Annotated in this window: 19 protein-coding genes and 2 pseudogenes; 6 read left to right on the forward strand and 15 right to left on the reverse strand. The window is 62.3% G+C overall.

Translation table 11 applies throughout. The annotated features are described in order from the left end of the window. From KDH83_RS00340 to KDH83_RS00400, 13 genes are all read right to left on the reverse strand, one after another. Entirely contained in the window at positions 1 to 948 is a 948-nt protein-coding gene (locus KDH83_RS00340; protein WP_212312066.1) for a TIGR03756 family integrating conjugative element protein, read from the reverse strand. After that, positions 945 to 1,391, reverse strand: coding sequence for a TIGR03757 family integrating conjugative element protein (locus KDH83_RS00345; RefSeq protein WP_072293665.1), 447 nt, complete (start codon positions 1,389 to 1,391; stop codon positions 945 to 947). Before KDH83_RS00345 ends, KDH83_RS00340 begins: the two co-directional genes overlap by 4 nt. 164 nt (positions 1,392 to 1,555) lie before the next feature. Further along, the gene (locus KDH83_RS00350) at positions 1,556 to 2,050 is read right to left on the reverse strand and encodes a JAB domain-containing protein (protein WP_033981957.1); all 495 of its coding nucleotides are present in this window, start codon (positions 2,048 to 2,050) and stop codon (positions 1,556 to 1,558) included. 186 nt (positions 2,051 to 2,236) lie between these two features. Continuing rightward, entirely contained in the window at positions 2,237 to 3,001 is a 765-nt protein-coding gene (locus tag KDH83_RS00355; RefSeq protein WP_058137604.1) for a thioredoxin domain-containing protein, read from the reverse strand. Positions 3,002 to 3,016: 15 nt separating this feature from the next. Then, positions 3,017 to 5,911 carry a conjugative transfer ATPase gene (locus tag KDH83_RS00360; protein ID WP_058137605.1) on the reverse strand — a complete coding sequence of 965 codons (2,895 nt, stop codon included), beginning with the start codon at positions 5,909 to 5,911 and terminating at the stop codon, positions 3,017 to 3,019. Continuing rightward, complete coding sequence (locus KDH83_RS00365) at positions 5,911 to 6,360, reverse strand: TIGR03751 family conjugal transfer lipoprotein (RefSeq protein WP_042919405.1); 450 nt, start codon at positions 6,358 to 6,360, stop codon at positions 5,911 to 5,913. The genes KDH83_RS00360 and KDH83_RS00365 overlap by 1 nt, the downstream gene beginning before the upstream one ends. Further along, positions 6,341 to 7,750, reverse strand: a complete 1,410-nt coding sequence (locus tag KDH83_RS00370; RefSeq protein ID WP_058137606.1) for a TIGR03752 family integrating conjugative element protein — start codon at positions 7,748 to 7,750, stop codon at positions 6,341 to 6,343. Before KDH83_RS00370 ends, KDH83_RS00365 begins: the two co-directional genes overlap by 20 nt. Further along, positions 7,740 to 8,669 carry a TIGR03749 family integrating conjugative element protein gene (locus tag KDH83_RS00375; protein WP_058137614.1) on the reverse strand — a complete coding sequence of 310 codons (930 nt, stop codon included), beginning with the start codon at positions 8,667 to 8,669 and terminating at the stop codon, positions 7,740 to 7,742. The genes KDH83_RS00370 and KDH83_RS00375 overlap by 11 nt, the downstream gene beginning before the upstream one ends. Positions 8,670 to 8,674: 5 nt before the next feature. Next, positions 8,675 to 9,367 carry a PFL_4703 family integrating conjugative element protein gene (locus tag KDH83_RS00380; RefSeq protein WP_058137607.1) on the reverse strand — a complete coding sequence of 231 codons (693 nt, stop codon included), beginning with the start codon at positions 9,365 to 9,367 and terminating at the stop codon, positions 8,675 to 8,677. Beyond that, positions 9,364 to 9,774 carry a TIGR03750 family conjugal transfer protein gene (locus KDH83_RS00385; RefSeq protein ID WP_058135863.1) on the reverse strand — a complete coding sequence of 137 codons (411 nt, stop codon included), beginning with the start codon at positions 9,772 to 9,774 and terminating at the stop codon, positions 9,364 to 9,366. Before KDH83_RS00385 ends, KDH83_RS00380 begins: the two co-directional genes overlap by 4 nt. Positions 9,775 to 9,787: 13 nt before the next feature. Continuing rightward, positions 9,788 to 10,147 (reverse strand): TIGR03745 family integrating conjugative element membrane protein, encoded by a 360-nt coding sequence (locus tag KDH83_RS00390; protein WP_212312068.1) that lies wholly within the window; start codon positions 10,145 to 10,147, stop codon positions 9,788 to 9,790. Positions 10,148 to 10,163: 16 nt separating this feature from the next. Then, positions 10,164 to 10,397, reverse strand: a complete 234-nt coding sequence (locus KDH83_RS00395; protein ID WP_003050225.1) for a TIGR03758 family integrating conjugative element protein — start codon at positions 10,395 to 10,397, stop codon at positions 10,164 to 10,166. Further along, a complete protein-coding gene (locus tag KDH83_RS00400) occupies positions 10,394 to 10,777 on the reverse strand; it encodes an RAQPRD family integrative conjugative element protein (protein ID WP_212312070.1) in 384 nt (127 codons plus the stop codon). The genes KDH83_RS00395 and KDH83_RS00400 overlap by 4 nt, the downstream gene beginning before the upstream one ends. Positions 10,778 to 10,986: 209 nt before the next feature. Between KDH83_RS00400 and KDH83_RS00405 the strand changes: the two genes are divergently transcribed. From KDH83_RS00405 to KDH83_RS00425, 6 genes and pseudogenes are all read left to right on the forward strand, one after another. Next, positions 10,987 to 11,187 (forward strand): helix-turn-helix domain-containing protein, encoded by a 201-nt coding sequence (locus KDH83_RS00405; protein ID WP_212312072.1) that lies wholly within the window; start codon positions 10,987 to 10,989, stop codon positions 11,185 to 11,187. A 54-nt stretch (positions 11,188 to 11,241) separates the two neighbouring features. Further along, positions 11,242 to 11,454: pseudogene (locus tag KDH83_RS32425) on the forward strand (hypothetical protein); the annotation flags it as partial. A 61-nt stretch (positions 11,455 to 11,515) separates the two neighbouring features. After that, positions 11,516 to 13,213, forward strand: a complete 1,698-nt coding sequence (locus KDH83_RS00410) for an AAA family ATPase (RefSeq protein ID WP_212312074.1) — start codon at positions 11,516 to 11,518, stop codon at positions 13,211 to 13,213. A gap of 2 nt (positions 13,214 to 13,215) precedes the next feature. Continuing rightward, positions 13,216 to 14,091: a DNA adenine methylase gene (locus KDH83_RS00415; protein ID WP_212312076.1), complete on the forward strand. Its 876-nt coding sequence runs from the start codon at positions 13,216 to 13,218 to the stop codon at positions 14,089 to 14,091. 106 nt (positions 14,092 to 14,197) lie between these two features. After that, positions 14,198 to 14,500 (forward strand): annotated as a pseudogene (locus tag KDH83_RS00420) (type III restriction endonuclease subunit R); the annotation flags it as partial. A gap of 35 nt (positions 14,501 to 14,535) precedes the next feature. Beyond that, positions 14,536 to 16,290, forward strand: a complete 1,755-nt coding sequence (locus KDH83_RS00425; RefSeq protein ID WP_212312077.1) for an ATP-binding protein — start codon at positions 14,536 to 14,538, stop codon at positions 16,288 to 16,290. A gap of 65 nt (positions 16,291 to 16,355) precedes the next feature. Here the strand turns inward: KDH83_RS00425 and KDH83_RS00430 are convergent, their stop codons facing one another. Continuing rightward, positions 16,356 to 17,105, reverse strand: coding sequence for a TIGR03747 family integrating conjugative element membrane protein (locus KDH83_RS00430; protein ID WP_212312078.1), 750 nt, complete (start codon positions 17,103 to 17,105; stop codon positions 16,356 to 16,358). After that, the gene (traD, locus tag KDH83_RS00435) at positions 17,102 to 19,285 is read right to left on the reverse strand and encodes a type IV conjugative transfer system coupling protein TraD (protein WP_212312079.1); all 2,184 of its coding nucleotides are present in this window, start codon (positions 19,283 to 19,285) and stop codon (positions 17,102 to 17,104) included. Before traD ends, KDH83_RS00430 begins: the two co-directional genes overlap by 4 nt. Between the last annotated feature and the right edge of the window lie 4 nt (positions 19,286 to 19,289).

Below are 19,289 nucleotides of genomic sequence, written 5' to 3' on the forward strand. Positions count from 1 at the left end.
TCATTGGAAATCGACGCTGCCGAGGAACACCTGGCCGCGACGTTCGCAGCACGCATAGGGCCGCCACAGCGCCCAGGCGTAGTCGCCTTGCTGCGCCTGAGTCAGGAAGCCGCTGCGGGGGAAGACCGTGCAGGACGAGGACAGGACGGGCGTGAGTTCCTGCCACTTGCCCGTCGAGCCATCGCCTTCCATCAGCGCGCCGGCAGGCCAATAGCCAGGCCGCGAGTTGGCGAGCAGCGGCTGATAGACGTGGATTTGCCCACGGCGCGTGACGACATCGCCGGCGCGTTGGGCCACCACGGCGCCGGCCTTGTGGTCGTCGGCCTGGTGCAGGAAGCCGCCACGCGGATACACATTGCCCCACAGGTTCATCGTGGTGCGCGCGCCGATCTCGCGCCTACCCGGAATCAGCGCCTCCGGGTAGGCCATCTCGGGCACGTTGTAGCGCCAAGCCAGCGTGTCCAGGGTGCTGAGCAGGTACGGCATGAACGCCGTGCCCGCGCCCTCGCAGAAATAGCCCGAAGACGAGATGAACTGGTTGAACACCTCGACGCCGGGATGGCCGATGACGTCCGCGTTCTTGAACTTGGCGAGATTGTTCTCGTGATCCTCGTTGGTGGTGCCGTCTCCGCCGGCCTGTGCGGACGGGTTGGGCACGCTCATCGCCCGGACTTCGACCCAGGGGTTCTCGCCGGTGTTGCTGTAACTGGATACGACCGCATCGGGGATGTAGTGGCGGACCTTGATGGACGTGCGCACCGTGCAGCCCGTCCAGGTGCAGTAGAGCCAGTAGCAGATGCCGACGACGCGGTATTCGAGGCAGTCCGGCGATGCCACTGAGCCAACGATGGTGGCGGTGTTGAGTGCGTAGCTGCCCGTGGCGCTGAGCAGCAGCACTGAGGCCACGCCCGCGCGCAGGCGGCGCATCCGCTCGAAGGCTCGGGTCATGGCTGGGACCTCCGATGTTGCTCGATGTGCACGACGGCACGGGCCACATCCGGCTCGCCATAGACCACGTAACGCTGATCCACCACGACCGCCGGAATACTGGTGACGCCCAAACTCCAAGCGTCGGTGACGCCCTGGTAGGCGGAAGCGATGCGGCGCTGAAGGTCGGCGCCACCTTGATTCAGTTGGCGCTTGACGATGGCCGTGGCCTGCTCGGGATCGACGGGCAGTTGTGCGGAAAGCTCGGCTTCGATGCGCGGGCCTTCATCCAGCTCAATCAGCCGCTCGCCACCCATGGTCTTGACCGGGTGGCGGCTATCGGTGATGACCACCACATCGGCGGCGAAGGTGGCGGGGCTGAAAACAGCCAAGGACGCCGGTAGTGCAACGGCCAGGCCAAGGGTTCGCCAGCCTGCTGTGAAGCGGAGTAAAGATGCTGGCATGTCGCGTGCCCTGGAAGTTGATCAGAGCCATAGTCGAACGCGAACCCGCTGCGGCCCCAACAAACAATGCGCATCGCGGGCACCCCGCATACCTGTTCGGTGCTGCCGCATGGAAAAAAGCAGAGGCCGAAGCCCCCGCTGTGATCAGTGAACCACGTGCTTTCCTACAAAAGACCCGATTCGGCGAACGAGTACGGCGTGCCCTGACCAATCACGAAATGGTCGAGTACGCGCACGTCGATAAGCGCCAAGGCGGTCTTCAACTGCTCGGTCAGCACGCGATCCGCATTGGATGGCTCGGTGGAGCCCGAGGGGTGCTGATGGGCGAAGATGACCGCAGCGGCGTTCAGTTGCAAAGCGCGCTGCAACACGACGCGCGGATAAACCGAGGTCGCATTGATCGTTCCATGGAACATTGGCTCCACGGCCAGCACGTCGTGCATGCTGTTCATGAATACAACGACGAAGATCTCGTTGGGCTCGGCGACCAGCTTCAAGCGAAGGTAGTCCCTGACCGCAGCGGGCCGTTCAAGACGTGGCCCGGCTTTGAAAACCCGTCGCTCCAGCAGCACGATGGCTTGCTGAACGATCCAGTCTTCGTGCTGAGCGGCAATATCGGAAAGTGACTCCAGGCAGGAGTCATTGATGACGACAGACATGGCGAACCTCCAGACAGGGAAATCGGAGGGCGCACATGCCCCAGGAGGGCAGGCCCTCCAGGGAATGGAACAAGGGAACAAGGTGCATCCATCACCGCTGCTGCGGTGATCGTTCGCGGCCAGGATGCGAGGCGAACGGGTAGCGGTCAGCGCAGCGTGCTGCACCGTAGCCTCAATGACCGCGGGCTACCTGGGCATGTCGCCGACGACGTCGGCAGGCATTTCGGTGGTGGGTGGAGTGGCGGCATCCTCAACCGCCAGCATGTCCATGGCCGACAGCAGTGCATCGCCTTCGATCGGCCCCTGCAGCAGGATCGCCTGGCCGGTCTGGCGATCGTGCAGACGAATCGAAGGCGTCGCGGTCACACCGCCCTTCATGGCGTCCTCGGCCTGAGCGCGAATCAACGCTTCGGGTCGCTCGCTGGCCAAACACTGCTCGACGGCTGGGTTGAGGCCGGGATAACGCAGACCCTCTGGCAAGCCCAGGCCGTCGCTGCGCGTGTGCGCATAGACCCATTCGATGGCCTGCCAGAAGGCCGCATGCCCACCTGTTTCGGCGGCGCACTCGGCCAGGCGTGCCTCGGCGGAGGCAGCCGGTTCGTGCGCGGCCAGCGGCTGGTGCTGCCATTGCAGGGCCACGTCGGTGTTGCTGCCGACCCAGCGCTTGAGTTGCGGAAAGTACGCTCGGCAGAACGGGCATTCGAGGTCGGCATAGAGCGTCAGCGTGAATCGGCCCTCGGGGTTGCCCATCTGCCAGGGCGGGCCGGCTACCTGCGCCGTGCTGATCGGCGCGTGAGCTTGCGATACTGATTCGCTGGGTGCACGGGACACCAGCCAGATCAGCAGCAGTGTGATCAATCCTGCGGCCAGGAACCAGGGCCAGCGCTTGAGCGAGCACCGATGGCGAAACGCCTGCACCGGCATAGGAACGGAAGGAGGTTTCGGTTTCACGGCAGTCTCCGGCGGCTATTGCGGCAGGCCCAAGGCCGGCGACTCGATGCCGCGCGCCTGGTCGATCTTCTCGGCCACCTTGAAGGCCGCATCAAGTTCACTGATGCCGTGCTGCTGCATGAGCTGATAGCGTTCCGCCTTCTCTTCGGGTTCGGTCTGCGCCAACGCCAAGTAGAGGCTCGGCGGCACCGCCCGGAAAAGCACCTCCATCGACTTGGACAGGATGACGCCCTCGGTGAACTTCCCGGCTTCCTTGCGCGCGGAAAGCATCAATGCTTTCTGCGCGGGTGACAGTTCGCGAAACCGGGCAATCTTCTCCACCTCATCGGGTGGCATCGACAGGCAGATCCACCACTCGATCATGTTGAGCATGGGTTCTGCGGCGCGCGGCAGGTCGTCGATATTTTGTGTGGCAAGCCAGAACCAGGCTCCCAGCTTGCGCCACATCTTGGTGATCTTCACCACGTAGGGGGCAAGCAGCGGGTTCTTGGTGATGATGTGTCCTTCGTCGGTGACGTTGATGATCGGGCGACCCAGGTACTGGTCGCGCTCGGCAATGTTGTTCACCGTGCTGATCAGGCTGATGTAGGCAATGGAGAGCTGCGCGTTGTAGCCCTCGCGCGCATAGGTCGCCAGATCGACCAGGGTGATGTCGGCTTCAGGCCACGGCGAGCCGTCGCGGTCGAACATTTCGCCGTCCGTGCCTTGGCAGAACATGTCCATGGCATCGGCCATCTCCAGCAGTCGCACACGCCGCATTTCCGGCAGCGTTGGGTCTTGGCTGCGCGTGCGCAGCGCGTTTCGCACATCGCGCGTGAGCACGGTGCGCTTCTCTCCATCCTTGCTGTGGCAGTGCTCGGCGGCATCGAGGATGCACTGACGAATCAGTGAGCGGTCGGCCCGCGTCATCCGGGCTTCTTCCTTGTCTTCGCCGCCGGTGATCATCAGCCGTGCGGTGATCTCCAATTCGCCCAGCACGTCGCGCTGCTCATCCGCCTCCATGGCCACAGCATCGGGGGGCAGGTCTTCATCCAGCGCATCGGCGTCGAGCGTCTGCACGTCGCTGGGCGTCTCGATCAGCCGCCGCGCATCCGCGAACGGCGCCAGGGTAACGCCCGAGCCCGGCGCAAGCTTGACCCGATTCACAGTCAGACCCAGGCGCCGGGCAAAGTCGCTGAACAGGCCGAAGCTGTTGCCGGCCTCCACAATGAACAGCCGTGGCCGGTAGATCGCCGTGACCTGATTCAAGAGGTTGTTGAGGGTCGCCGACTTGCCCGAACCCGTCGGGCCGAACAGAAACAGGTGGGCATTCATCTGCCGATCCAGGCGGTTGAGCGGATCAAAGGTGATCGGCCCGCCGCCGCGGTTGAACATCGTGATGCCGGGGTGCCCCGTACCCTGGGCGCGGCCCCACACGGGCGAGAGGTTCGCCGCGTGCTGGGCGAACATCAGTTGCGTGTACCACCGGCGCCGATCCTGGCCAGGGTTGTAGCAGCACGGCAGCCAGCGCAGGTAGCTGTTGAGCGGCGCCACCTCGTCGTCCTCGCGCACCGGTTGCAAACCGGCGTTGAGCATCACGTTCGCCAGATCCAGGCCGCGCCGGTCCAGTTCCGCCTCGTCGCGGCCGCGCAGATAGAACGCCAGCGTGCCCCGGTAGAGTTTGTGCGCGCTGCCGATCAGGGAACGGGCTTCATGCACGTCCTTGAGCGTCTGCTCGGACGCCAGGGTTTCGCCCACGGCCTTCTTCGCCAGATGATTGAGATCCGCTTCGAGAACATCCTGCGGCGTGGCGACCAGCGTCAGGCAAAGGGTGGTGTCCTCGGGCATCTGGTCGAACAGCGTGTTGATGGCGTCCCCTTTGCGCGTCTCGCCGGTCAGGTGCCCCGTGCCCGGCGGCATGCGCAGGCGGTCGGTGATCAGCACGCGGTGCGGCATGCTGTCGAAATGCCAGGTGCCGTGCGCCACGTCGGTACGCGGCTGGCCGAAGAACAGCCGCTGGCTGAAATCCCGCCCGCTCGCCAATTCGATCTCGCCGTCCTCGCCGTCCTCCGCACTGTCGGGGTAGCGCGCCAGTGCATAGAAGCGCTCCCGGTCTTCGGCCCCAGGCCCAAGCAACGTGGGGCGCGGGTTGAACCAGCGCAGCAGCCAGTCATGAACATCCGCAGCCAACATGCGCCGGGCCTGAATGCCGGCGTTCGCCAGTCCGCCGCACAGGCGGTCGCAGACGATATTGAGCATCTGCTCAGGCGTCTGCCCGCGACGGCTGTTCTGCCCTTGCCCGGTCACGCGGCGATAGACCACCATGCGCACACGCCGGGTCTGGCCGCGCCAGCGCAACCGCGTGACTACCGTGTCCTCGAACAGGCCGCCCGGCTTGGCCACCGCGCGTAGGTGGTGGCCGAAGAAGCGCAGGTAGAACTCGCTGAACGCCGTATCACGGGCGCGCGGCTGCACATAGTCGCGCAGGGTCTGCATGTACTGGTCGAAACTGGGCTCGTCCTGAGCGTAGAGCTGCAGCACCCAGGGGTTCTCGTCCAGTTCATCGAAACTGTCCTGCAGCGCGTTCTCCAAAGCATCGCGGGCCTGCGCGAGCCAGCCAGGTTCCCGGCCTTCGGTGCCCAGCGGCACCAGCTCGTAGAACGCCGCCACCGATTGCCCGTCCTCCAGCAACATGGCCTTCGACTGTGGCAGGAACTCCACCCAGGGCAGCAGTTCCACGAACGACGGCGCGACCTCGTACAGCGCCTGCTCGTCTGCCATGGTCGCCGGCCTGCGAGCTTGCACCACCGCGCCAGGTTCGGGGAGGCCGGCCTGGTGCAGTGCCTCGACGTGGCGCTGCCAGCCGTCCGGCTGCTCGTCATCGGCAGCGCCGGACGCGGCCAGCTTCGGCCAGGGGAGTTTCCAGCGCATCAGTAGTCCTCCACGCGCTCGCCTGGCATGGCGTACTGCACGCGCTGGTACAGCGGGAACACGGTCGTATAGCCCGGAATCGGCACCGGGTCGGTGCCCGCCAAATGGGGATACACGTACATCACGAGGTCGGGGTTGGGCAGGCGCTGGAACTGGCGATAGACCTCGTTGCGCGCCGTGCGCGTATAGCGCATCTGCTCGGCGGGCGCGGCCTGCACGTCCACCTCTGTAAGGGGCCGGCGCAGGCTCTGGCGCGCATCGAGCAGTTGGCGGCCGGCATTCCGTCCGGCCGCGCCACCGCCGTCGCCGGCCTCCTGCTGCCAGATGTCCATCATCGTGCGGTCACCGTGGGTCAGCAGCTTTTCCTTGCTGGTGGCGCAGCCGCCGAGCAGCGCGACGGCTAAGGCCAGCGCCAGGCCTTGAGCCCAGCTATTCAAGTTCGAGAGCATGGCTTTCTCCTGCGCGGTGATCGACCTTGCGGCCTTCTGGATCGAAGTCGATGGCGAGCGGCTTTTCGAGGTGGACGGCGACTTTGGCACCGGGCTGCACATAAACGGCAGCGAAGGCCTGGCCGTAGAGCTTGTTGACCCAGCTCGACATGTCCTGAACGCCACTGGCGAGAATCCGGCCCACGGCTTCCTGGCCGCTGATGCCCACGCTGCCGATGGAGCCGTCGGCGCCGACATAGGACGCCCTGCCGCTGTCGGATTCGATGAGCGAGGCCACGCCTGCGCCAGCCGCCGTGATCAGCGCCTGGGTGCCGAGGTACTGCTGCGCATTGCTGCGCCGCTCGCCGCTGACACAGGGAATGCCATGCGGGTCGCTGATCCAGCCCAGGCCGTCACGTTGTTGGTTGTTCTGCTGGTTGCCCTCGCGATCCTCGGGAATGGTGCGGATGGTCCCGTCATGGAACACGAAGGTGATGCTGCGCACCTGGCCGCGCACGCACGAGAGCGTCCAGTCGCCCGATGCGGTGCCGGAGAACACGGCCCCGGCCACATCGGGGATGTAGATGCCGTTCGCGGTCAAATTGTCCGGCCCGACCAAGACCTTGAAGGGGTATGGATCGTTTACCGTGCCGTCGATCGGCACGCGGCCAATCAGCGCCGTCATTGCCACCGACCCCATCAGCGTCGAGTTGGTCGGCACGGTATAGACGGGCATCGCGCTCTTGACGCCAGCCGCGCGTGCGCCCGCGTTTGCCACGGTTTGCGCTGTGGTTTCCAGCGTGCTCTGCGAGGAGCCGAAGCTGGTGGGGAAGTTTATGCCGCCATTCGACCTGCCGCGTCCGTCGCTTTGTTTCGCGTCATCAGGCTCCACCCAGCGCATACCGCCTTCCATGCCGGCCTCGTCGCCGTCATGCAGGCCCAGCCCCACCGGCAAATCGGCATGGCCGCCGCCACGTCCGCCGATGCTGTCCAGGCGTTGCTGCAGGTCGGCGAGCAGCCCCTCGGTCTGCTGGCGCGTGCTGGCTGCCTGCTGCTGGTCGCGGCGCAGGTTGGAGCGCTCGGATTCGAGGGCCGAATTAATGCGTTGGTCGATGGCGTTCTCGCGCTGGCGCAGCCGCTGGTTCTCTTCACGCTGCGACCTGTTGTCGGACAGCGCGGTTTGAAGCTCGGTACGCAACTGCTTCACCTGGGCAACGAGTGTTGCCACGGTGTCGCGCGGGGTATCGCCCTCGATGCCCAGCGCCTTCATTTCCTCCGGCGTGAGCCTGCTGCTGCCATCTGCGGTGGGCGGCGCCGACGCACCGCCACCGGAGAACAGCCGGATGGCGACGAACAGCACCAGCAGGGCCACGGGGATCAGCAGCCACTTCAGGAGTCCGTTACTGCGCATGGCGGGCCTCCCTGTCGTCGCTGGCTGCTGCTTTGGGCTGCGGGAGATGCACAGCGGGGTCGAAGCGATGGATCGTCGGCAGCAGCGATTGCGCGAGGCCGTTCCCGCGCGTCACCAGGTACAGGACGGTGGTGTCCTCGGGGGTTCCGCGCGGGCCAAGCGCCTCGTGCTGGAAGGTGGCGGTGAGGAAATCGCCTTGCAGCACGCGCGGGTCGAGCGTGGCCCAGCCGGCGCTGGTGTTGGTCAGGCGCACGGCAGTGACCCACTGGTCTTCCAGGCGCCACGAGGCGAGTGCGACCGCGCGTGCCGGCAAGGTCGGCATCAGCGTGCCGAGGTCGAGGTCGCTGCGCAGGTTGACCCGCATAACGCCTGGCAAGGGTTCCACAGTGCGCAGCGGCGCGTAGAGGTTCTGCGCAGCAAAACGTGTCAGCACGACGGGGATTGGCGTTTCGCGCCGCGCCGTCCGGGTACCCGCCTGATCCTGGGCGCGCGCCTGGGGCGCATCGGCACCGTCAGGCTGATCGCCATACCGTGCCGGTGTGCTGTTGCCCTCGACGATGCGTACCGGTTCCAGCTCGGCTTCGCCGTCCTTGGGCGGCTCCGCCGCAATGTCGAGCAGGATCAGCGCGCCGGTGTCGGCGTCCTGCAATTGCAGCCGTGTAGGCTCGATCGGCTCGCTGGCGCGCAGGTACACCGCGCCGCCCGCGCTCTGCACGCGCAAGCGCTCACCGACGCCTGCGGGAACGCCCACGCGGACGTTTCGGTCGATGAACACGATGCGCTCCTGGCCGACCTTCAACGGCACTGCCAGCGGCATGCGCTCCCACCGCAGGATCTCCACCGCCTGGACAGCGGGGGACACGACCACTGCGGCGGCCACGGCCAGCAGCCCAAGCAGCGCGAGTACAGGATGCTTCATGGGCTTCATGGGGAATTACCTCCTTGAGGCGCTTGCGGCGTCAGGCCACCAGGCACCGGGCGCGTCGGCTCCGGGGTGCTGATGCGCTGGGGCGTGCCCTCGTAGCAGTCGAGTACCAGGCCGAACGGGTTGCGGGCGGGATCGACATCCACCCGCGCGACCTTCACGGGGTAGCGCACCAGGGCGCGCTTGACCTGCTCGGCGCCGTAGTACTCGTCGGCGCTGATGTCCAGCGTCACCACCCAGTCGCGGTCGGAGATCACACGCACGCGCGCCGTGGGGTTGTCGCCATAGCTGCGACCGGGAATTTCGTAGATGCCACGCACCCGCTGGCGCAGCTCGCCCGTGCTGCGGCGGTAGTCGTAGTCCGCCTTGAGGAATGCCTGGCAGGACGGGGTGAGGTACGGCGAGAGCGTGTGGAGGTTGCGCGGGTAATCTTCTTCGCCATTCGTCGGCCAGCGATTGAGCGTCTGGAACACGTAGAACGTGAACGCATAGACCGATTCAGGCGGTACTTCCCACCACTTGCGGGTACTGCCGGAGCGCAGGTCAGGCGGAACGTGGATGGTCAGGTCGCGGGGAGCGCTCCACCAGCCTCCGCCCATGACCAGGGCGACGACGACCAGCGCACCCGCGCCGAGGCGCAGCGTCTTGATGTGCGCCTGCAGGTGGGTGATCTCGTTCTTGAAGCGGCTCATCGCGCGCCCCCGTGCGTGCCCCTGCGGGTAGTCCAGAAGCCAGAGCGCGAGATCAGCACATGGCCGCCCATCCAACCGGCCATCAGCGGATGGCGCGTGGCGATGCGCCATTGCAACTGCCGGTACAGCCAGGTGTCGGGACGCCCGCGTTTGAGACGGCGCAGGATGCCGCCGCCGATGAACACGCCCAGCGCCACGCCCAGGACGACGAAGGTTGGCGCGATAGCGATCGTGCGGAACACCCACGACAGCGGCGCGCCGACCACCAGGCCGGCGGCGCCGGACAGGCCGCAGCAAATCCACAACTCGTCGGCGGTGAGGCCGCGCACGACCACTGGGTGCCTGTTGAGCCGGTGTGGAAGGAATGTGACCGTCCCATCGGCACGGACATGCTGTTGCTCGGACATGGCCCGTCCTCGCTTACAGGATGCCGGTGGCTTCGGTGAGCAGCCAGATGCCGATCACGAGCAGGACGGCGCCGATGGCGACCGTGAGACCGAACTGGCCCCAGGTCTTGCGGCCGGTGTGGATTTCCGCGTAGGTGCCGTAGGCGTGGTAGCACACGCCAATGAACATCGACGCCACCACCAACAGGGCCACGAGCATGATGATGTCGTAGCCGTAGTTCCTGATCGTTTCCATGATGCCGCTGCCGGCGCCGCGGGTCGGGTTTTCCAACTGCGGCAAACCCTGCGCGAACGACAGCGCGGGCAGCGCGGCAGTGCCCAGGGCCACGACGGTGCGCTGGGCAAGACGGGAATTGAGGATGCGGTTTTGCATGGTGATGCCTTTCAGGTCAGGAGAGGAGGAAGAAACTCAGGACGAGGTACATCGCGACGAAGCGGATGCAGACGCCGAGGAACTGGCGCTGGTTGAGGCGGCTCTCGGACCACCCCACATAGGCCGTTCGGATGGCCCAGACGCCCCAGACGAGCAGGACGGCGAACACAACGCCGACCAGGACAGTCGCCATCGCGGAAGGCGCGATGCCGCTGTTGGCTTGAAATGCCGAGACCTGGGCGCCGTTCATGGCTTGCCCTCCGCAGTCGCCAGCGGCGATGGTTCAGCGACCCGTTCGGTGCGGTAGTCGCCGGCCAGTTCGGCAGGGTCGCGTGGCTGGGCGCGCGACGGGGTGAAATGGACCTGGATGCCAGCGCGCACGCGCGCCAGGTCAGCCAGTAGCCGCGGGTAATCGAAGTGGTAGCGCTCGCCAGGGATGACGGGGGCATGCGCGGCGCTGTGCGCGACGGTGCGCTCCAGTGCGTCGAGCTGGCGAAGTGCCGCGACCAGTTCCTGGCGCTGCGCCGGGGACTCGGCCAGCGCCATCGGGGATTGGCCCAGCAGGAAGACCGTCACAAGAAAGGCGGGCACGCCGCGATGCGCGGCGTGCAGCCAGATCGTAGCCAACATCGCACTATTCCTTCCGCTAGATCAGCGATGCGGTGATCTTGGTAAAGAGGCGATTTTTCTGCTGCAAAAAATAGGAACCGCGCGGCGACCGGGTTGTGGATTGCCTGCGAACTCACCACTGGATAGTGGTCACCGACAGCCGCCTATTGGTAGAATTGAGCAAACTTGGCAAGTGACGGCTATGAAAGACCAACCGAAATGGTTTTCAGATGACTGACGCCGAAAGCGAAATCCTCACGCTTGAAGAGGTCGCGGCATACCTCAAAGCCGGCAAGCGGACGGTCTATCGCCTGGCTCAAAGAGGAGAGATTCCGGCGTTCAAGTTGGGAGGGACGTGGCGTTTCCGGCGATCCGAACTGGATAGCTGGATCGCCAGCAGCATCAGCAAGATGAAACTGGAGACGGACTGAGTCTGGAAAAGCCAGCAGCCGAGTAACGCCTGAGACACATGGGGGAGACCGCAGTTGACGACAACGCAGCTCTTGACACCGCATCAACGTCAGTACGTTGCGTGGCTGCTCACGCGCCGTGCGGCGGGCGACTCCGTGGAATCGCTGGCCTCAACACTGGTCGACTCGCAGGTTGATCTCAATCCACATCAGGTCGATGCCGCTCTCTTCGCATGCCGCAATCCCCTTTCGCGTGGTGTGCTCCTTGCTGACGATGTGGGGCTCGGCAACTCCAGTAGCAGATCGAAGGGCGCACGCTGTTCACTGTTGAGTGGGAGCTGAAATAAGGATGAAGAACATGCCAAAAACTCAGCTTAAAAAGCTGATCGTTGAAAAGTTCCGCGCACTGAATAACGTGGAAGTCGAATTTGGCGACCACATCACAGTCATCTGTGGAAAAAATGGCACGTCCAAGTCATCCATTCTTGGTATTGCTGCGCAAATTTTCAACTTCGAGAAAGACTATTTCAAAGACTCAGCGCTTTCGTTCCGGCAAATCGCTGGTGGCCCGTTCAAGTCCCAATACAGCGAGCATTTCAGAATTTCTGATCAATTTGACCAGCCCGGTTCGATGACGGTCAACATAGAGCTGCACGATGGATACACAGATCAGAATGCGACCGCAAAGCTCGAATTGATGAAGCGGGGCAAATCGCCCAGACCAGTAGTTCGCAACAACAGCACTGTCGAAAAGGGGGAGAATACAAGTCGCAACTTCACGCATCCGGTAATTTTTCTGAGCCTCAAAAGGCTCTACCCGATTGCAGACCGGGACTACAAGGTCATTGATTTCGATTACCTGAAGAACCACAAGTCACAATTTATTGGATTGACCAATGAGCTACTCAACCGTCAATCTTCCTTGGCAACAGGAACGGAAGGAACCATCAGTTCTGCCGTGGCGCATGGTGACAATTATGATCAAGAATCCGTTTCCGCTGGTGAAGATAATGCCGGTCAGATCATCTTGGCGTTGATGTCATTCCGCAAGTTAAAAGAGGAATACGCCGACTACAAGGGTGGTTTGTTGCTGATAGACGAAGCGGATGCCGGGCTGTTCCCAACGGCACAGGCGAATTTGTTGAAAATTTTGGACAGGGAATGCAAAGACCTGAATCTTCAGGTCGTGATGACTTCCCACTCGCCCACGCTGATTGAGTACGCCTACCAGCAAAGCCAGCAATACCGCCGGAAATACAAAACCATCTATCTGAGCAACACGTTTGGTGGTGTGCAGGTGATGCAGGACTGGTCTTGGGTTCAGATCGGTGCGGACATCAACACTAGAACCGTCGCGGCAGGGGCAGACGAAAAGCTTCCCAAGGTCAATGTTTACTTCGAGGACAAGGAAGCGGCCGATTTCTTCGCTGCCCTGATGAATCGGCAATTCATCAAGAAGTTTACGAACCCGCTGCCGGAAATCACCTTGGGTTGTTCAAACTACCTTCAGCTGATCGACAAGGGAGTGACGGAGTTCTCCGAAAGAAGCATCGTGTGCCTGGACTCGGATGCTGCTCAGCAGGTTGGCAGGAAGAACCCGAAGACCGTAGTTCTTCTTCCGGGAAAACTGCCTCCCGACCAGCTGATTTTCGAATATCTATTCAACCTCTCTGCCGGGGATGATTTTTGGCGAAACGATTTAGGGTATGCCCGCCCCAATTTCACCCAATCAGCCGCGGAAGTCATTCGTGAATTTGCCATCAACGGGAATCAAGCTGATGTGAAGACAAGCATCGCAGCATACCAAGGTGGAAGTAAGTCGCGAGAAATCTTCAAGCGCTTCTACAAAGATGCTGAATTTCAAAAGCTTGTTGCCTTGGCATCCAAGCCATACAACCCGTGGAAACACTGGATTGAAAACAATCAAGATGCTTGCAATGAATTCTTGAAAAAATTCGAGTTGGCCCTTCGCGGCGTGATGAGCGGCGGCTATGCTGTTGATGGTGGCAAGTTGGTCGCATTGAAAGTAAAGCTGAAGGGGAGTTAGTCATGTATTCCAACAAGCTGTATAGCCCATTGCGCTATCCAGGTGGCAAAGCGCAATTCGCGCCCTTCATTGCTGAAGTGATGCGGCAGAACGGCCTCGTCGGTGGTCACTACTTGGAGCCGTATGCAGGCGGCGCCGGCGTGGCGCTGGAGTTGCTGTTCCACGGCCACGCTAGCCATATTCACATCAACGATGCCGACCCGGCGGTGTATGCCTTCTGGGTTTCTGTCACTAAACATTCTTGTGCTCTGCTGAATCTGCTTGAAGCCACGCCCATCACCATCGAAGAGTGGTTCAAGTGGCGAGCAGTCTTGCGCGGCGATGTCAAAGCCAGCATGGTCGAGAGAGGATTTGCAACTCTGTTCATGAACCGAACAAATCGCTCCGGCATTCTCAAGGCCGGTGTTATCGGTGGCAAGAACCAGGATGGCGAATACAAGCTGGATGCGCGCTTCAAAAAAGACGTGGTTGCAGCTCGCATTCAAGAAATTTCCAAGCGTGCGGAAGACGTTACCGTGTATTGCGAGGATTCTCTTCAACTTCTCAAGCGGTGCTCTGAATTCCTGCCGAAGCAGTCTCTGATTTACCTTGACCCGCCTTACTACGTCAAAGGAAAGGGCCTGTATCGTAATTATTACGAGCATGACGACCATGTGGCGATTGCCAAAAAGCTACAAAAAAATAGCTTCAAGTGGCCTTGGGTGGTCTCCTACGACAACAGCGAGGAAATTTGCGCTATGTATAAACTCAGTCAATCGCTCAGCTATGGCTTGAACTACACGGCACAGCGCCGGTATGTGGGAAATGAGGTGATGTTTTTCAGCCAGAACCTTGTCGTACCGGACGAGCAAATTCCTCAGGCCAAGGCTTTTGCTTGAGGACCCAACACAAAAATCGTTGATGAGCAGCAAACAATAACTAGAACTGACATGGCGGCGCTCGAACCCCAATACATGGCCATTCTGAAGAAGGTGCTGGCGGATCAAGCCTGCGAAGGGGCAGTTCCAGATCTACTACAAGCTCGGCACCGAGCAGCCGGAGTACATCCCCGACTTCGTAGCCGAGACGGACGCGACCATCTTCATGGTGGAGACCAAGGCGCGCGCCGACATCAGCACGCAGGAGGTGCAGGCCAAGGCCGCAGCCGCCATGCGGTGGTGCAAGCACGCTTCAGACCACGCGGCGAACGTCGGCACCAAGCCCTGAAAATACCTGCTGGTGCCCCATGATGAGGTCAACGAGTCGAAACTGCTCGCGGATTACCTGCGCTATGAGGTCAAGGCGTAGTCGAACGGCCGCTGTTCCCCCACGGAGATTCCGATATGAGTCGTGCTCATCTGCGCTTCCAGGTAGATTCCCGCCTCGCCACATTGTTGAGTCAGGAATATTCCTCGTCCGAGCGAGCGCTGAAGGAACTCGTTGACAACGCATGGGACGCCGACGCGGAGCAGGTAGCGATCCTCCTCCCCACGCCCCTGAGTGGCGACCCTCTCGTTATCCAAGATGACGGCACTGGCATGACCGAGGAAGAACTGCGCCGCCACTATCTGTCGATCGCATCTGATCGGCGCTCGCGGCGCGGTGAGCGCACGGCCGGAAAAAATCGTTTGGTCAAGGGGCGTAAGGGCATCGGCAAGTTCGCCGGGCTCATGGCCGCAGCGGTGATGGCGCTTGAAACCCGTGCGCGCAGTCGATCATGCCGCATTATTTTGCGCCTAGACGACCTTTCGCAAGTCGACGACATTGAACAGCTGAATATCAGCCTGCAGAGCGAGCCTTGTGGGCCGAACCTGCACGGCACGACAATCACGCTGAGCGATCTTCATCAGGGTCTGGCTTATCCGGATGCCAATAGGCTGCGCCAGATTCTTTTGCAGGACTATGGGCGACAGGATGACTTCGCAATCTCGATCGATGGCAAGCGGCTTGACGTCGATGATGTCTCCGGTAGCTATTCGGAGCATGAAGAGGAGCTTCCACGTGCGGGCAAGATAAAGCTGCGTTTCTCCATCAGCGATGGCAAGTCTGGCTTGCGCCAGCCTGGCGTTACTCTGCGTGTAGACGGCAAGGCCGTAGGGCGGCCTGGGTTCTTCGGCCTTGATCGACGAGATGACTTTCCAACCAAGCTGCTGCGAAAGCTCTACGGCGAGATCGAAGCAGATGGACTACGCGACCACATCACAGCGGGCTGGGATGCGGCGGTCGAGAACAGCGAACTTCTGAGAGAGGTTGAGGGCTACGTCCAGCCCATCTTGCGAGAAGCCTATGAGCAGCAATACCGGCGCGAAATTCAGTTAGCGCAAGCCCGCTTGCAGCGAGCGATCCTCACGCGCTTGTCGGCTCTGCCAGAGCACAAACGTGTATTTGCTGATCGCGCGATCAAAAAGATTCTCGACAAATATTACGGTGAGCCGGAGAGCAAAGTCGAGCCGGTGGTGAATGTGCTGTTGGAAGCGATGGAGCGTTCTGACTACCGCATCCTTCTGGAGCACATCGCAGAAGCAACACCGGGCGATGTCGCTGGGGTGGCTGAGCGCCTAGATGAATTTGGCTTGGCAGAGATGGCCTTCCTTGTACAGCAAGCGACGGCTCGTCAGGTCTTCCTTGATCAACTGGACGCTCTCGCTCGTGACACCGCTACGACGGAGGCAGTCGTGCACAGAGCCCTGGAACGAAACCTATGGGTATTTGGCCCCGAGTACTCGCTATTTAGCTCGAACAGTACGTTGCGGAGGCAAGTGGAAGATATCCTGGGCAAGACCTACAAAGGTGAAAAGGCTGACAGGCGCCCCGACCTTCTCCTCAACGAAAACCTCGGTGGACAGTATCTGTTGATTGAGTTCAAGCGGCCGAACCATGCGCTGAATCACGATGACTACGTACAAGCGATCGGTTACAGGCACGAATTGGCAAAGTATTTTTCTTCTTCAATTCAGGTTCTGCTCGTTGGCGGCAGTCGCTCCCCCGACTTTCCTACGGACAATCGTGAGCCGCATGTTGAAGCTCGGATTTTTGGTCAGGTTATTTCCACCGCGCGGCGGCAAGTTGAGTGGCTGCTTCGAACGGAGTCTTTATGATTTCTATCAATGGTTTGAATATGGAATGAATTCCGCACGAGAATCATGCACCACACGCGATTTGCTTATAAGTATTTCTTAAAACTGCCCGCGGTCAGGCTCACGGCCAGCCCCAGCAATCCGGCGCTCGGCAGCAGGATCAGCAGCGGATGCACGGAGATCGGCAGCGCCAGGTACGTGACCCAAGGCAGCACGGCCAGCGGCATCAGGCTCGCTTTCGCGCGGTGGTAGATGAAGCCGGACTCGCGGCCCGCGCCGAACCGGCGCACGTCACGCCTCACCAGACCGTCGATCAAGCCGACGAATGCCGCCGTGAAAATCAGTGGCAGCGTGAGCGCCAGGATCAGCAGGCGCACGAGGAAAGTAAGCGTCGTGAAGGCTGCGGCGATCAAGTAACTCTCCGTCCAGACATAGACCTGGCTGATGAAGTAACGGAAGTTCCGCGCCTGTCCTTGGCTGGGCGCACGGGCGCGCTCTGCGGTCTGGCTCATGCGCTCCAGCAGCCCTGATCGCACGAATACCCATTCATAACCGGTATCCACCAGCGCATGCGCCGTGCGCCCCGGCTCCTGCACGACCACGCTGCGCGTGAAGTGCTCGGACAGGTGCCCCAACTCGTACTGCAACATCTGCTGGGAGTGCTGCCAGCCCTGGTCTTTCCAGAACAGGTGCATGCCGATGCACTCCATCAGGATCGAGAACAGCAGCGAGCCAACCAGTACCCCGAGCAGCCGGAACGGCAAGGTGATGGTGCCGACGATCAGGCCCTGGCGGCGGTTCTGCTCGCGCTGCGCAGTGGCTGCGGCATCGCTCATGGCGCGGTCTCTTCGTTGGCCGTGCCGCCCGTGTCGGTGATGGGTGTGGCGTTGGCCGCCTCATCGAGCAGGTCGTCCGGCAAGGCCGCGTCCTGCAAGACCGGGGAGCTGGTGAACTCCCACCACTGCGTGGCCTCGCTGTAGCTCTGACGCATGTGCCCAGCCAGTTGTTGCAAGTCCTCCGGCATCACCTCATCCGGGTCGGGCGCCGGCAACGGCATGCGCACCTTCCAAAGCTGGCCACCCTGCAGCAGCGCGAAGCACTGGCCTTTGGGCAGGCCGACGACGTGCGATGGCTCGATCATCGGCACGCTGGACATGCTGATGCGGTCTTGGGTGTTCGACGTAAAGTCCGTTGCGCCGCGAATGTCTGAGCTGTCGGTCGCGCCGCTGACGATGGTGGTCGTATAGACCTCGACCTTCGGCAATTGCCGGGTCAGCAATTCAGCGGTAGCCGTCTCGCGCACGCGCAGCATGAACAGGTTGTTGAAGTTGCCGATCACCTGACCGGCCTTCGCCCGGTTGCCGATGCGGGCTTCGATGTCCGAGAGGGTCTGCGTGTACGCGGTGACTTGCAGTCCAGCGCCGCCGCCCTTGTTGATCAGCGGCACGAACTCATCGCCCATCAATTCGTTGAACTCGTCGGCGTGGACGTTGATCGGCACGCGCGAGCCAGCCGATGCGCCCGGCAGGCCGTCGTCGATCCCGTGCTTGTAGATGTGGCCTGCGACCGAAACCAGGTCGGAGAACATGGAATTACCGACCGCTGCGGCGACCTCGGCGTCGGACAGCGCATCCAGGCCGGCATAGACCACGGCGCGCTTTCGGATCACCTGCATCCAATCGAAGATCGGGCGTGGGTCGGCCAGGTCGGAGTAGTTCGGGGCCAGAAGCTGGGCGATCTTGCCGCTGGTGAGCTTCTCCAGCAGCGGCAGCAGCGATGCGACGATCTTGTCGAAGTAGGTCTTGTCGTAGCGCACTGCCGAGCGCAGGCCATCGAGCACCGGGTCATAGTTGCGCGCCTGCGAGAGGTACTGCTCCAGCGCCACCACGCGCTTTTCGCGCCCGATCATGTTGCGCGGGATGTTCTTCTCGTTGAGCTTGGCCTCGATCTGGACGATCACCTCCCAGGCCTTGGGCTCGTTCTTGGCGAAGTAGTGTTGGGCGTACTCGATGAACAGCGCGTCGATGTTGATCACATGGCGCTGGATCAGCATGTAGTCCGGGCGCTGCCCCAGTTCCACCAGGGCGCGGGCGATGATGTTGACGAAGCGCCACGCAAACTCGCGAAATGCCGCGCTGTTGCCTTCCCCGGAGAGCTGCCCTGCAACACGGGTGGCCACTTCGCTGATGCGGCCGAAGCGGCCCACCGCGTTGTAGCGCGCGGAAATGTCCGGCCAGCCCAAGTGGAAGACGTAGAACTCGCCTTCGCGGCCCGCGCGCTTGGCCTCGACGTACATCCGCTTCAAAAGATCGGCATCGCCCTTGGGATCGATGACGATGACGACCTCGTGCTCGCCGTCGGCGTTCTTGCGTCGAATGTCCTGGGTCACGAACAACTCGGCCAACCGCGTCTTGCCCACGCGCGTGGTGCCTAGCACCAGCGAATGCCCGACGCGCTCACCCAGCGGCAGGCTGACGTCCACCTCGTCGGGTTCGATGCCGTGCAGGCGCGGCAGGCCGCCCACAGGCGGCAGCGGGCGCACCGGGTTGAAAGGCACATCCCAGCCCGTGAGTGCGGGCAGCCGGGACAGCGGGAACGGCGCGAACTCCAGCCGCTCCTCCAGCCTGCGCGCCAGCGAGTAGGCCGGCGTTGGCTCGACGTAGAGGCGGAACTCCGGTCGGTACGTCTGCATCAGCCGATGGGTATGTTTCTGCTCCCACAGAAACCCGCGCCCCACGAACAGACGCTGCTGGCTGACCGGCACGTCCTTGCTGGTCATCACGTAGCGCGGCAAGCGGCGAATGTTGCGCCGGTAGCGCAGGATGACGCGGGCATCGCGGTAGCGGATGGCACCGTAGATGCAGAACGCCAGCGCACTGCCGACGCCCATGGCGGGGCTCAGCGCGAGCGACCACGGGGCCACCAGGGACAGAAACGCGGCGCCTGCACACGCCGCGACGGTATAGAACTCCACCGCTGGACGCAGCAAAACCTCGACCGGCTGTTTCCCCGACATGGCT

The organism is Achromobacter sp. Marseille-Q0513, assembly GCF_018195695.1.
GTDB lineage: Bacteria > Pseudomonadota > Gammaproteobacteria > Burkholderiales > Burkholderiaceae_B > Achromobacter.